Annotated in this window: 14 protein-coding genes; 12 read left to right on the top strand and 2 right to left on the bottom strand. The window is 37.6% G+C overall.

The features are described from left to right. Nucleotides 1-3,231, bottom strand: a complete 3,231-nt coding sequence (locus tag OD90_RS05960) for a SusC/RagA family TonB-linked outer membrane protein (RefSeq protein WP_144667963.1) — start codon at nt 3,229-3,231, stop codon at nt 1-3. A gap of 121 nt (nt 3,232-3,352) precedes the next feature. Then, nucleotides 3,353-5,044, bottom strand: coding sequence for a hypothetical protein (locus tag OD90_RS05955; protein ID WP_144667961.1), 1,692 nt, complete (start codon nt 5,042-5,044; stop codon nt 3,353-3,355). Between the two features lie 183 nt (nt 5,045-5,227). Here OD90_RS05955 and rpsL point away from each other — a divergent pair, with 183 nt between their 5' ends. The 12 genes from rpsL to rplP all read left to right on the top strand — a co-directional run bounded on the left by rpsL (nt 5,228) and on the right by rplP (nt 12,995). After that, nucleotides 5,228-5,602 carry a 30S ribosomal protein S12 gene (gene rpsL / locus OD90_RS05950; protein WP_035327537.1) on the top strand — a complete coding sequence of 125 codons (375 nt, stop codon included), beginning with the start codon at nt 5,228-5,230 and terminating at the stop codon, nt 5,600-5,602. 25 nt (nt 5,603-5,627) lie between these two features. Beyond that, nucleotides 5,628-6,104, top strand: coding sequence for a 30S ribosomal protein S7 (rpsG, locus tag OD90_RS05945; RefSeq protein WP_144667959.1), 477 nt, complete (start codon nt 5,628-5,630; stop codon nt 6,102-6,104). A 3-nt stretch (nt 6,105-6,107) separates the two neighbouring features. Continuing rightward, entirely contained in the window at nt 6,108-8,234 is a 2,127-nt protein-coding gene (fusA, locus tag OD90_RS05940; RefSeq protein ID WP_144667957.1) for an elongation factor G, read from the top strand. An 11-nt stretch (nt 8,235-8,245) separates the two neighbouring features. Further along, complete coding sequence (gene rpsJ, locus OD90_RS05935; RefSeq protein ID WP_013073266.1) at nt 8,246-8,551, top strand: 30S ribosomal protein S10; 306 nt, start codon at nt 8,246-8,248, stop codon at nt 8,549-8,551. 196 nt (nt 8,552-8,747) lie between these two features. Beyond that, the gene (gene rplC / locus OD90_RS05930) at nt 8,748-9,359 is read left to right on the top strand and encodes a 50S ribosomal protein L3 (RefSeq protein WP_144667955.1); all 612 of its coding nucleotides are present in this window, start codon (nt 8,748-8,750) and stop codon (nt 9,357-9,359) included. Further along, nucleotides 9,359-9,988, top strand: coding sequence for a 50S ribosomal protein L4 (gene rplD / locus OD90_RS05925; RefSeq protein WP_144667953.1), 630 nt, complete (start codon nt 9,359-9,361; stop codon nt 9,986-9,988). The genes rplC and rplD overlap by 1 nt, the downstream gene beginning before the upstream one ends. 6 nt (nt 9,989-9,994) lie before the next feature. Continuing rightward, on the top strand, nt 9,995-10,285 hold the full coding sequence (gene rplW, locus OD90_RS05920; protein ID WP_144667951.1) for a 50S ribosomal protein L23: 291 nt from the start codon (nt 9,995-9,997) through the stop codon (nt 10,283-10,285). Between the two features lie 9 nt (nt 10,286-10,294). Further along, on the top strand, nt 10,295-11,119 hold the full coding sequence (gene rplB / locus OD90_RS05915) for a 50S ribosomal protein L2 (protein WP_144667949.1): 825 nt from the start codon (nt 10,295-10,297) through the stop codon (nt 11,117-11,119). A 6-nt stretch (nt 11,120-11,125) separates the two neighbouring features. Further along, nucleotides 11,126-11,407 (top strand): 30S ribosomal protein S19, encoded by a 282-nt coding sequence (rpsS, locus tag OD90_RS05910; RefSeq protein ID WP_035327551.1) that lies wholly within the window; start codon nt 11,126-11,128, stop codon nt 11,405-11,407. A 6-nt stretch (nt 11,408-11,413) separates the two neighbouring features. Further along, nucleotides 11,414-11,824 (top strand): 50S ribosomal protein L22, encoded by a 411-nt coding sequence (rplV, locus tag OD90_RS05905; protein ID WP_035327553.1) that lies wholly within the window; start codon nt 11,414-11,416, stop codon nt 11,822-11,824. Nucleotides 11,825-11,828: 4 nt separating this feature from the next. Continuing rightward, nucleotides 11,829-12,551 carry a 30S ribosomal protein S3 gene (rpsC, locus tag OD90_RS05900; protein ID WP_144667947.1) on the top strand — a complete coding sequence of 241 codons (723 nt, stop codon included), beginning with the start codon at nt 11,829-11,831 and terminating at the stop codon, nt 12,549-12,551. Between the two features lie 21 nt (nt 12,552-12,572). Continuing rightward, nucleotides 12,573-12,995 carry a 50S ribosomal protein L16 gene (rplP, locus tag OD90_RS05895; RefSeq protein ID WP_144667945.1) on the top strand — a complete coding sequence of 141 codons (423 nt, stop codon included), beginning with the start codon at nt 12,573-12,575 and terminating at the stop codon, nt 12,993-12,995. The last annotated feature ends 5 nt before the right edge of the window (nt 12,996-13,000 follow it).

Genomic DNA, 13,000 nt, shown 5'->3' with positions numbered 1-13,000 from the left:
TTAAAATGTAGCTTTAAGTGCTAATGCAAATCTTCTTGTAGTTGGACCAGTTTGGAAATCAAGACCTTGTCCGTTACCAACACCAGTACTTAACTGCTCTGGATCAAAATTAATTGCATCTGGAAAATTAAAAGCTTTAACAAATAAATTCTGTCCAGAAGCCGTTAATGATAAACTACCTAATGGAGTTTTATCTAAAAATACTTTAGGCACAGAATATCCAAGAGAAACTTCTCTTATTCTGAAGTGTGTACCGTCGTAAATTCCTTGACCAGCAGGATCTACTAAGTTCAGGAAGTAAAGGTCATTCGCTCCAACCTGAATATTATTAGCGATTTTATTGCCATTTGCATCTAATAATGGATCTCCAGTAGCAGGATCAGCTAAAACACCTGGGATGATATAAGTATTTTCTCTACCACCTGAGTTAGCTGTAGTCACCCCTCTTCTTAAAAGTTGAGTAGTGGTTTGTGAATAGATGTCACCACCGTGTACATACTCAAATTGTCCACTTAAACTAAAGTTTTTATACTGGAAAGAGTGAATACTTGTAAGTCTGAAATCTGGATTTGGATCTCCAATAATCTCGATATCTTCATTAAAGTCATCTACCGTGTCAAATATTGCTCCACTTGTAGGGTTAATTAATAAATTACCTTCATCGTCTCTAGCAGCTGCTGAGCCTTGAATCACACCAAGAGGTTGGTCGTTAATTGCAAAGTTTCCAAGAGTTGTAAATCCAGCAAATACAATGTTTTCTACTGGTAAATCAGTTACTGTAGTTTCATAAGCATCAAAGATGTTACTCACAGAATACTCGAAATTACCATTTTTAGATCTCAAAGGAATGAAATTTAAACCGATTTCAATACCATCTGTATTCAGCGTACCAGCATTAATTAAAGTACTTGTAAATCCTGTTGATGGCGCAAGACTTTGATTTAAAATTTGATCTTCTGCTTCTCTAGTATATAAAGTAACTTCTAAATTTAAACGATTGTTAAATAAGTTACTTTCAAGACCAACTTCATATTCTCTTTGTAGCTCTGCATCAAGTTCTGGATTAGGTCTTACATTTGAAAGACTATTAGTACTTATATTTCCATTTGGAGCATTAAAGGCTTGTGCGGTTGCAAGTAAAATTGCCCTTGTGTTAAATGGTCCTGGAAAACGTGCAGAAGAACCGAAACTAGCTCTTAATTTAAGAAAATCTAATGGACCTTCTCTTAATCCTGAGAACGTAGTTGTTGGAATCCAACTTAAAGATGCTCCCGGATAGAATATAGAACGGTTTTCTTTCTCTAATGTAGATCCCCAGTCATTCCTACCAGTTAAGTTTAAGAATAATTGGTTCTTGAAATCAAAGCTTAAGTTTGCATAGGCTCCAAGAATATTTTCCTCAGCTTGAAAATCAAGATTTCCAACGAAAGGATCATTATTGTTTTGAGTTGCAAAATTTCGTGTAGTAAACACATCAAAAACAATTTGATCAGTACTTGAAGAACCAAATGTATTGTTTTGGTCGTTTCTAAGTTCAGCTCCTATTTGTGCTTGAAAACCTATTGATTCACTAAAATCAATATCTGTAAAAGCAACGCTGAAGTTTTGGTTAAAAATACGATTGCGTGATTGTATCTGACGTAAATAACCCTGTGAATAGGTAGCATCTCCTACAGCTCCTTTGTTCACTCTTCTTTCTTGATACTCATTATAAGTATCTAATCCTAAACGATAATTGAAATTAATTTTATCTGTTAGTTCATATGAAAGACCTGAAGAAATAAAAGCACGATCAGTTCTGTTATAATCTCTAGCATTATTCACTAGCCAGTATGGATTGTTTTGATCTGTTCTGTAGTATACGTTTTCACCTGTAACTGGGTGTTGAAATGGTAAACTAGCAAGGTCAATCTGTCTAGGAACAAATAAGGTTCTTTCAAAAATAGATATTGCTCCAGCGGCATTATTGGCTCCAATAGGTGGTGTTTGCACACGATTATTAGAAATAAGTATAGAACCGTCAAATGTTAATTTGTTAGTCAATTGAGCTCTACCTCCCAAGGCAAAATTATATCTTTTCAAATTATTACCAGGTACGTAACCATCTTCATCAGTATAACCAAAACTTGTGTTGTAAGAGGCTTTTCCAGAAGACTTAGAGGCACTTACACTTGTAGAAGAACCATAAGCCGTTTTGAAAAAGTCTCCAGCAGCATTTGCTGGTTTGTAATCAATAAAGCGTCCTTGAAATTGTGGGAATACATCTGGGAATGCAAAGTTACCGTTGACTTCCGCATTGTATGGGTGAGCCACTTGGTCTAAACTATCATAACTCGCTCCCCAGTTCCCAACAAAAGCAGGGTTAAAAATGTTGTCAGCACCTTGACCGTATTCATTTTGGTAATCAGGAAGGTTAGATATTTGAGTTGCATATGACGTTTGAGAAAAAGTAACTTCAAATTTCTTGTCAGCATCATCAGGGTCTCCAGATGATCCGGTTTTTGTCGTGATTAAGACCACACCATTACGACCTCTTTGACCGTATAAAACAGAAGCACTTAATCCTTTAAGGACACTAAGAGATTCTATATTATTAGGATCTAAATCGAGGAATCTACTAGAAGTAGTTGTTCCTCCATCACCAAATCCGGCTCCGTTAGAATTAGTACCAGCATCAAAAGGAACGCCATCCACTACGAATAATGGTTGGTTATTACCGTTAATAGAACTCTTACTTCTAATAATGAAGTTAGTTCCTGATCCAGCAGCTCCAGATGTACTAGTAATTTGTACACCAGAAATCTTACCATTTAATTGACGTACTACATCAGCATCTGGTTTAGCCTCTATCGATTCAGAATCTAATGTGGCAACAGCATATCCTAACGCTTTTTTCTCTCTTTTTATACCCTGAGCAGTTACAATAACTTCTTCCAGCGTATTGTCAGCAGCTAGAGAAACATTGATTGTATTTTGTCCACCTACGGCAACTTCTTGAGTAGTAAACCCAACAAAACTAAAAATAAGCACATCCGTAGGATTTGCGTTTATTGAGTAGTTACCATCAAAATCTGTTTGTGTTCCTGTGGTTGTTCCTTTGATAATGACATTTGCACCAGGCAAAGGACCATTTTCTTCAGATACAGTTCCAGAAACCGTTGTTTGTGCAAAGGATATTTGCACTACAAACGCTAATAAAAGCGTTAAAATTCCATTAAACTTTGTTTTCATTTTTATAAATTATTTGAATTAGCCAATGCCAAAAATCTACATAAAAAGTTAAATACACAACTATTACTTGCTAAAATTGATTTTTTTTTCACATCTCTTTAACCTTTTCGATCTGTAATAATTAAAACGCAGTTTTTATCGTTATAGCTATTGTTGTGTTTGTAAACTGGAATTTATCTTTCCCAAATTTTCCATTTGCAAAGCTTATTTTGAGTAATCCTGCTTTTGTGTTTATGCCGCTCCCAAATCCTATTGCTGTTAAGATGCTGTTCGTGTTTGATGTCTTGTTTTCAAAATAGTTAACATCTAATATTGTGTTTATGAATAGATTGCTGTTTAATAGGAGTCTATATTCTGATTTAAAAGTAGTATACCAATTGGCAAAAATGCTATTCTGTCTAAACCCTCTAATGCTATTTATTCCTCCTAAAGTATAGAGTTCGTTTATCAGGTAATTTGATGATCTGAGGTAGCTAGTTTGATTTTCTAAGAACAGGTGATTCCTGTCATTTAAATTAAAAATATGACTAGCTATTAATTCAATATGATACTGCGAAATTGATTTTTTTTGCGATTTTCTCTTTCCGTATCCCGTTTTAATCTCAACATAACTCTTCACAGGGAACAAATTGCTCGTTTGTATATTTTTAAAATTGTATCCTAGAGAAAACGAATTCTTTGTGAAATTTGCTATGGTATCATTGTTGTCTTCAGAAATAAGGTTGTCGGATTCTGTGTATTTTGTTGAGGCGCTAAAAGTTGAGTTCCTTAAATTTTCATAAAGAATTGTAAGGACTGTGCTTGTGTTTGAAAATGTGCTATCTTTTCTAAAGATGTTTAATCCTGTTTCAAATCCAATAGGGGCGTTAAAAATATAAGGCAAATTAATAGTAGCGCTTAATTGGGATTGATCGTTTCCGTCTGCTCGGTATTGTACGAAAATAGATTCTCCGTAGTTAAAATTATTTACTAAAGAAAGATCTAGATACCCATTAAGCTTTAGTCGATTATTCTCTCCATTGTTGAAACTCAATAACCCGTCAAAAGAGTTGGCGTTTTTTTTTGATATATAAAAAAATACGTTGGTGCTGTCTGTGGTAAATAATACCTCAGGTTTTTTATTTTCTGTAACAAAAGGTAGGGAGGCTAGAAGGTTACTTTGGGCAATGAGTTGATCTCTGCTGAATACTTCATTTTTTCGAAATCCAGCTTTGTGTTTTAAAAAGCTATTCCTAATACTGTTGTAGTCATTTATAATAAGTTTGTTGACAGTTCTCTTTTGTTGGGGTGTAAAGAGTAGTTTTCCAGCTAATTTGTTGGCTTTGTTTTTCTGAATGTTGATAATCTTAAATTCAGAAAAAGGTATTCCAGAATTTGCAGCGATGATAGATAGGTTTTTAAGGTGCGCTTTCGCGAAAGCGGTCTCAACTAACACACTGTCATTCTTAATATTTAAGATGCTTTTGGATAGTATCTTACGTAGTTGTAGATCTTGAGGAACTTGAAGGGTGATTTTGTCATATAGTATACCTAGGGAAATAGTTGCTATATATAAGGAGTCATTTTTTTGAGCTAGTTTTTTAGTGTGATCTACATATCCTATGGTATTGAGGTCTTTTCCGATAGATTCAAATCCCTCTTTTAAATTAATAAAAGAGTTGTAACTTTTCCTTAGCGCTGCTATTTCTTTAATTTGAGCTGTTTCTTGTAAAGTGTTGCCTTGAAGTGTCAAGGTAAGAATATGATCCGCTTCCTGAGAGAGAATTGTTTTTGTCGAAACAACTAAAATAAATAGAAGGATGTAAAATTTCAATTAAGTTTTTTTAGTGTTTTGTCTCAACGGATTTTTGCATTGCTAAAGTATGTGAATTTACATTAATCAGAAGTTTTTTAAAATTATAATTAGCAAGGGTTTGAAAGTCAATAAAAAATGCATACTTTTGCAAACCCTAAAAAGGGGAGAATAAGAAAATTAACAATTAGGTAGAAAGAAATTATGCCAACAATTTCACAATTAGTACGTAAAGGAAGAACCAAGATTACCAAGAAGAGTAAATCTGCTGCCCTTGAATCGTGCCCACAACGCCGCGGCGTATGTACTCGTGTTTACACGACTACACCTAAAAAACCAAACTCGGCTATGCGTAAAGTTGCGCGTGTTCGTTTAACAAATGGTAAAGAGGTGAATGCATACATCGGGGGAGAAGGTCACAACTTACAAGAGCACTCGATAGTATTGGTAAGAGGTGGAAGGGTAAAAGATTTGCCAGGGGTTAGATATCACATTGTACGTGGAGCTTTAGACACCGCAGGTGTTGCAGGAAGAACGCAAGCAAGATCTAAGTACGGAGCAAAACGCCCTAAGAAGTAAATCAACAACACTTTAAGAAGAAGTAATGAGAAAAAGACAGGCCAAGAAGAGACCAATTCTTCCAGATCCAAAATTTAACGATCAGTTAGTAACTAGATTCGTTAATATGATGATGTGGGATGGAAAGAAATCGGTTGCCTTTAAAGTATTTTATGATGCAATTGACATCGTAGAAGAAAAAAACACAAACGAAGAAAAAACAGCTCTTGAGCTTTGGAAAGATGCTTTATCTAATGTGATGCCTCACGTAGAAGTACGTAGTCGTCGTGTTGGAGGTGCAACTTTTCAAATACCAATGCAAATCCGTCCAGATCGTAAGATCTCAACGGCAATGAAGTGGTTGATTAGTTATTCTCGTAAGAGAAATGAAAAATCAATGGCGGCTAAACTTGCTGCGGAAGTTCTTGCTGCTGCAAAAGAAGAAGGTGCTGCTGTAAAGAAGCGTGTAGATACGCATAAGATGGCAGAAGCAAATAAAGCATTCTCACACTTTAGATTCTAAGAAATGGCAAGAGATTTAAAATTTACTAGAAACATAGGTATTGCAGCGCATATTGATGCTGGAAAAACTACGACTACAGAGCGTATCCTTTATTATACAGGGGTAAGTCATAAAATCGGTGAGGTGCACGATGGTGCTGCAACGATGGACTGGATGGAGCAAGAGCAGGAGAGAGGTATTACTATTACTTCTGCAGCTACAACGTGTACGTGGAAGTTTCCAATGGAAAATGCACAACCATTACCAGAAACTAAAGATTATCACTTTAATATTATTGATACTCCTGGTCACGTTGATTTTACTGTAGAGGTGAATAGATCACTACGTGTATTGGATGGTTTAGTGTTCTTATTTAGTGCGGTGGATGGTGTTGAGCCACAGTCAGAAACTAACTGGAGACTAGCAGATAATTACAAAGTGCCAAGAATTGGTTTTGTAAATAAAATGGACCGTCAGGGGTCTAACTTTTTGGCAGTTTGTCAGCAAGTTAAAGATATGTTGAAATCTAACGCAGTGCCTATTGTACTAAACATAGGTGACGAGGGTGATTTCAAAGGAATTGTTGACCTTGTGAAGAACCGTGCAATTGTATGGCATGATGAAACGCAAGGAGCTACTTTTGATGTGGTTGATATTCCTGAAGACATGAAAGAAGAGGCTCGTAAATATAGAGCAATGCTTATCGAAGAGGTTGCTTCTTACGATGAGAACCTTCTTGAGAAGTTTATGGAAGATGAAGATTCTATTACTGAAGATGAAGTGCATGCTGCGCTTCGTGCTGCTGTAATGGATATGGCAATTATCCCAATGATTTGTGGATCTGCATTTAAAAATAAAGGAGTGCAATTCCTTTTAGATGCTGTATGTCGTTACCTTCCTTCTCCTACAGATAAAGAAGGTATCAAAGGAATTAATCCTGATACTGAAAAAGAAGAAATTCGTAAGCCTAGTGTAAAAGAGCCGTTTGCGGCACTTGCATTTAAAATTGCAACAGATCCTTTCGTAGGTCGTCTTGCATTCTTCCGCGCATATTCTGGGCGTTTAGATGCTGGATCTTATATATTAAACAATCGTTCTGGTAAAAAAGAGCGTATCTCTCGTATCTACCAGATGCACTCTAATAAGCAAAACGCTATCGATTTTATCGAAGCGGGAGATATTGGAGCAGCGGTTGGTTTTAAAGATATTAAGACTGGAGATACAATGACAGATGAAAAGCACCCTATAGTGCTTGAGTCTATGGACTTCCCAGATCCGGTAATTGGTATCGCGGTTGAGCCTAAAACTAAGGCAGACGTAGATAAATTAGGTATGGCACTTTCTAAGCTTGCTGAGGAAGATCCTACGTTCCAAGTAAAAACTGATGAAGCTTCAGGGCAGACTATTATATCTGGAATGGGTGAGCTTCACTTAGATATTATTGTAGACAGACTTAAGCGTGAGTTTAAGGTAGAAGTAAATCAAGGTCAGCCTCAAGTTGAGTACAAAGAAGCTATTACTAGATCTGCAACACACAGAGAGACTTATAAAAAGCAATCTGGTGGACGTGGTAAATTTGCAGATATTGTTTTCACGCTAGAGCCAGCAGAAGAAGGTGCAGAAGGATTGCAGTTTGAATCAACTATCAAGGGTGGTAACGTTCCTAAGGAATTTGTTCCATCTGTAGAGAAAGGATTCAAAATGGCAATGGTTAATGGGCCGCTTGCAGGATACGAAGTGGATGCTATGAAGGTGACCTTGACAGATGGATCTTACCACGATGTGGATTCTGACCAATTGTCTTTCGAACTTGCTGCAAAACTTGGTTTTAAAAATGCTGCAAAAGCTGCAAAAGCTGTGATCATGGAGCCTATTATGAAACTTGAGGTAATTACTCCTGAAGAGAATATGGGTGATATCGTAGGTGACCTTAACCGTCGTCGTGGTCAAGTATCTGACATGGGAGATCGTGCGGGTGCAAAAACTGTGAAGGCTACAGTGCCACTTTCAGAAATGTTCGGTTATGTGACAACATTACGTACATTATCTTCTGGACGTGCAACTTCTACGATGGAATTCTCTCACTATGCTGAGACTCCTTCTAATATTGCAGAAGAGGTAATCGCTGCATCAAAAGGAACAAACGCTTAATTACTAAGGAAATGAGTCAAAAAATTAGAATAAAACTAAAATCTTACGATCACAACTTAGTAGATAAGTCTGCTGAGAAAATTGTAAAGACTGTGAAGACGACTGGTGCTGTAGTAACGGGGCCAATTCCACTTCCAACGCATAAAAAAATCTTTACTGTATTACGTTCTCCACACGTAAATAAGAAATCACGTGAGCAATTTGAGCTTAGCTCGTACAAACGTTTACTTGATATCTATTCTTCTTCATCTAAGACAATTGATGCCTTAATGAAATTAGAATTACCTTCTGGAGTTGAAGTAGAGATCAAGGTGTGATAGGGTTTACGCTTTCGCGAAATCGACTTTGGGAGATTCATGATCTAAGGGAGAGCGTAGCGGTAAAGCGTAAAAAGACTATTGCATTAAAATGTCCTGAGCTGCGTGCGAGGGAAAAACGGAAAAACACATTCAAGGTCGAACGTGTTCGGCCTTGTTTTTTGAATTGAATTTTTAATAATTAATATTTATAAATATGTCTGGGTTAATCGGAAAGAAAGTAGGTATGACTAGCATCTTTGACGAGAACGGGAAAAATATTCCTTGTACCGTTATTGAAGCAGGTCCCTGCGTAATCACCCAAGTCAGAACCACAGAAGCTGACGGGTATGAAGCCCTTCAACTTGGTTTCGATGACACGAAGAAGGCAAACAAAGCTGCTGCTGGCCACGCCAAAAAAGCAGGAACTGTTGCTAAACGTAAAGTTGTTGAGTTCCAAGGATTTGAAGGAGAGTTTAAATTAGGTGATGCTATCACTGTAGATCATTTTGCTGAAGGAGAGTTTGTCGATGTATCGGGAACTTCAAAAGGTAAAGGATTTCAAGGTGTTGTAAAGCGTCATGGTTTTGCTGGTGTAGGTCAAGCGACTCACGGTCAGCATAACCGTTTAAGAGCACCAGGTTCTATTGGAGCAGCATCTTATCCAGCTCGTGTTTTCAAAGGAATGAAAATGGCAGGCCGTATGGGTGGCGACAAAATCAAAGTTCAAAATTTAAAAGTTTTAAAAGTAGTTGCTGAAAAGAATCTACTTGTAGTGAAAGGGTGTGTACCTGGACATAAAAACTCTTATGTAATCATTCAGAAGTAATGAAGGTAGCAGTTGTAGATATAAAAGGAAAAGAAACAGGGAGAAAGGCAGACCTTTCTGATGCTGTTTTTGGAATTGAGCCTAACAAGCATGCTGTCTATCTTGACGTAAAGCAATTTCTTGCAAATCAACGTCAAGGAACGCACAAGGCAAAAGAAAGAGCAGAGATCGCAGGATCTACTCGTAAAATTAAAAAACAAAAAGGAACTGGTACAGCCCGTGCGGGTAGTATCAAATCTGGTGTTTTTAAAGGTGGTGGACGTATGTTTGGACCAAGACCGAGAAATTACTCTTTCAAATTAAACAAAGGATTAAAAAGACTTGCTCGTCGTTCTGCCCTTACTATGAAGGCAAACGATAATGCAATCACTGTTGTAGAAGACTTTAATTTAGACGCTCCAAAAACGAAAGATTTTGTGAATGTTTTGAAAGCCTTAGGCTTAGAAAATAAAAAGTCACTAATAGTGTTGGGGGAGTCAAATAATAATGTATATTTGTCGTCGCGCAATTTAAAGACCACTAATGTCGTAAAAAGCTCAGAATTAAGCACTTACGGTATCATGAATGCAAACAATGTTGTATTCCTAGAGGGGTCCTTAGAAGGTGTAGAAGCAAATTTAGCAAAATAAGACGCTATGAGTATTTTAATAAAACCTGTTATTACAGAAAAAGCTACAAAAGATAGTGAGGAAATGAATCGCTATACTTTTGAAGTTAGTATGAGAACAAATAAGGTTGAAATTAAGAAAGCGGTAGAAGCTGCTTATGGTGTTTCAGTTGAAAAAGTTCGCACAATGAATGTCCGCCCGGATCGCAAGTCTCGTTATACGAAGTCTGGTGTTCTTACTGGTAAAACAAATGCTATTAAAAAGGCAATTGTACAGCTGGCGGAAGGTGATACAATAGATTTTTATAACAACCTTTAAGACAAGAAAATGTCAGTAAGAAAATTAAAACCTATCACACCAGGGCAGCGATTTAGAGTTGTAAATGGTTTCGACCAGATAACAACTGATAAGCCGGAAAAGAGTCTTTTGGTTCCGAATAAACGCTCAGGTGGTAGAAACAATACGGGTAAGATGACCATACGCCAAGTAGGTGGGGGTCATAAAAAACGTTACCGTATAATTGATTTTAAGCGTAACAAGCAAGGGATTCCTGCGACAGTTGCGTCTATTCAATATGATCCAAATAGAACTGCATTTATTGCGCTTCTTAATTACCAAGATGGTGAAAAGCGATACATCATTGCTCAAAACGGTCTACAAGTAGGTCAGAACCTAGTGTCTGGTTCTAATGTGGCTCCAGAAATTGGGAATGCAATGCCGCTTTCAGATATTCCATTAGGTACAATTATTTCTTGTATTGAGTTACGTCCAGGTCAAGGAGCTGTAATGGCTCGTAGTGCTGGTGCTTTTGCTCAGTTAATGGCACGTGAGGGTAAGTTTGCAACAGTTAAACTTCCGTCGGGTGAAACAAGATTAATCTTAGCGACATGTATGGCGACAGTAGGAGCTGTATCTAATAGTGATCACCAGTTACTTGTATCTGGTAAAGCTGGTAGAAGTCGTTGGTTAGGTCGTCGTCCACGTGTACGTCCAGTTGTGATGAACCCTGTAGATCACCCAATGGGTGGTGGTGAAGGTAAATCTTCTGGAGGTCACCCTAGAAACCGTAATGGTGTACCTGCTAAAGGTTACAGAACGCGTTCTAAAACGAAGTCGAGTAATAAGTATATTGTAGAACGTAGAAAGAAATAATAAGATATGGCACGTTCATTAAAAAAAGGACCTTACGTTCACTATAAGTTAGAAAAGAAAGTTGCTGCAAATGTAGAGGGTAATAAGAAGACTGTCATCAAGACGTGGTCTAGAGCCTCTATGATAACTCCAGATTTTGTGGGGCAAACAATTGCAGTGCATAATGGTCGCCAGTTTGTACCAGTATATGTTACTGAGAATATGGTGGGTCATAAACTAGGAGAATTTTCGCCTACGCGTTCTTATAGAGGACACGGAGCTGATAAGAAAAATAAAGGTAAAAGATAACAGAAGATGGGAGTTCGTAAAAAAGAAGCGGCAAATCGTCGCAAGGAGGCTAATAAGTCTATCGCTTTCGCGAAATTGAATAACTGCCCGACTTCTCCTCGCAAAATGCGCCTAGTAGCCGATATGGTGAGGGGAACACAAGTGGAGAGAGCACTTCAGTTATTGAAATTTAGTAATAAAGAAGCGTCTCGTAAAGTTGAGAAACTTGTTCTTTCTGCAGTTGCAAACTGGGAAGCAAAGAATGAAGATGCTAGCATTGAAGATGCAAATCTTTTTATTAAAGAGATCAAGGTAGATTCTGGAACGATGTTGAAGAGACTTCGTCCAGCTCCACAAGGTCGCGCGCACCGAATTAGAAAACGCTCGAATCACGTAACTGTGGTATTAGGAGCAAAAGATAACACACAAAGCAATTAATTAGATGGGACAGAAGACAAATCCAATCGGAAATCGCCTTGGAATCATCAGAGGATGGGAATCTAACTGGTACGGAGGTAATGACTACGGTGACAAACTTGCCGAAGACGATAAGATTAGACGTTACATTCACGCTCGTTTAAGTAAAGCTAGTGTGTCTAGAGTTATCATTGAGCGTACGCTTAAACTTGTAACCGTTACTATTACTACTGCAAGACCTGGTATCATTATTGGGAAAGGTGGTCAGGAAGTAGACAAGTTAAAAGAAGAGCTTAAGAAACTCACTGGTAAAGAAGTACAAATTAATATTCACGAGATCAAACGTCCAGAGCTTGATGCATTTCTGGTAGGTCAAAGTGTTGCTCGTCAGATAGAAGGAAGAATTTCTTTCCGTCGTGCAATCAAAATGGCAATTGCGGCTGCAATGCGTATGAATTGTGAAGGTATTAAAATCCAGATTTCTGGACGTCTTAACGGAGCTGAAATGGCACGTACAGAGTCTTACAAAGATGGACGTATTCCTTTATCAACATTTAGAGCTGACATAGACTATGCTTTGGTAGAAGCTCACACTACTTATGGTAGATTGGGTATTAAAGTATGGGTTATGAAAGGCGAAGTATATGGCAAGAGAGAACTTTCTCCATTAGTAGGATTGCAAAACAGCAAATCTGGTAAAGGTGGTGGGTCTCGCAAAGATAATCGCGGACCACGCCGTAGAAAGTAATTTTTAAAAAGACAGTAAAAAATGTTACAGCCTAGAAAAACAAAATTCCGCAAGCAGCAGAAGGGTCGTATGAAAGGACTAGCACAAAGAGGGCATAGGCTTTCTAATGGTCAGTTCGGTATAAAATCACTCGACTCATCTTTTGTTACTGCGAGACAAATAGAAGCAGCTCGTATTGCAGCAACACGTTACATGAAAAGAGAGGGAACTCTTTGGATTAAGATCTTCCCAGACAAGCCTATTACTAAAAAGCCTCTTGAGGTACGTATGGGTAAAGGTAAAGGTGCTGTAGAATATTGGGCAGCAGTTGTAAAACCAGGACGCGTTATGTTCGAATTAGGAGGGGTTCCAGAACCGGTAGCAAAAGAGGCTTTACGTCTTGCTGCTCAAAAACTTCCTGTTAGAACTAAGTATATCGTAGCTAGAGATTTTTCAGCTGAATAAATTTG

The organism is Dokdonia sp. Hel_I_53, assembly GCF_007827465.1.
Classification (GTDB): Bacteria; Bacteroidota; Bacteroidia; order Flavobacteriales; family Flavobacteriaceae; genus Dokdonia.
The sequence above is the reverse complement of the archived record's forward strand: the minus strand, read 5'-3'. Positions and strand labels throughout refer to the sequence as shown.

Bases quoted from the DNA above. Each gene is read 5' to 3' on its own strand.
- OD90_RS05960 (WP_144667963.1), bottom strand. From the start codon at position 3,231: ATGAAAACAAAGTTTAATGGAATTTTAACGCTTTTATTAGCGTTTGTA.
- rpsL (WP_035327537.1), top strand. From the start codon at position 5,228: ATGCCAACAATTTCACAATTAGTACGTAAAGGAAGAACCAAGATTACC.
- rpsG (WP_144667959.1), top strand. From the start codon at position 5,628: ATGAGAAAAAGACAGGCCAAGAAGAGACCAATTCTTCCAGATCCAAAA.
- fusA (WP_144667957.1), top strand. From the start codon at position 6,108: ATGGCAAGAGATTTAAAATTTACTAGAAACATAGGTATTGCAGCGCAT.
- rpsJ (WP_013073266.1), top strand. From the start codon at position 8,246: ATGAGTCAAAAAATTAGAATAAAACTAAAATCTTACGATCACAACTTA.
- rplC (WP_144667955.1), top strand. From the start codon at position 8,748: ATGTCTGGGTTAATCGGAAAGAAAGTAGGTATGACTAGCATCTTTGAC.
- rplD (WP_144667953.1), top strand. From the start codon at position 9,359: ATGAAGGTAGCAGTTGTAGATATAAAAGGAAAAGAAACAGGGAGAAAG.
- rplW (WP_144667951.1), top strand. From the start codon at position 9,995: ATGAGTATTTTAATAAAACCTGTTATTACAGAAAAAGCTACAAAAGAT.
- rplB (WP_144667949.1), top strand. From the start codon at position 10,295: ATGTCAGTAAGAAAATTAAAACCTATCACACCAGGGCAGCGATTTAGA.
- rpsS (WP_035327551.1), top strand. From the start codon at position 11,126: ATGGCACGTTCATTAAAAAAAGGACCTTACGTTCACTATAAGTTAGAA.
- rplV (WP_035327553.1), top strand. From the start codon at position 11,414: ATGGGAGTTCGTAAAAAAGAAGCGGCAAATCGTCGCAAGGAGGCTAAT.
- rpsC (WP_144667947.1), top strand. From the start codon at position 11,829: ATGGGACAGAAGACAAATCCAATCGGAAATCGCCTTGGAATCATCAGA.
- rplP (WP_144667945.1), top strand. From the start codon at position 12,573: ATGTTACAGCCTAGAAAAACAAAATTCCGCAAGCAGCAGAAGGGTCGT.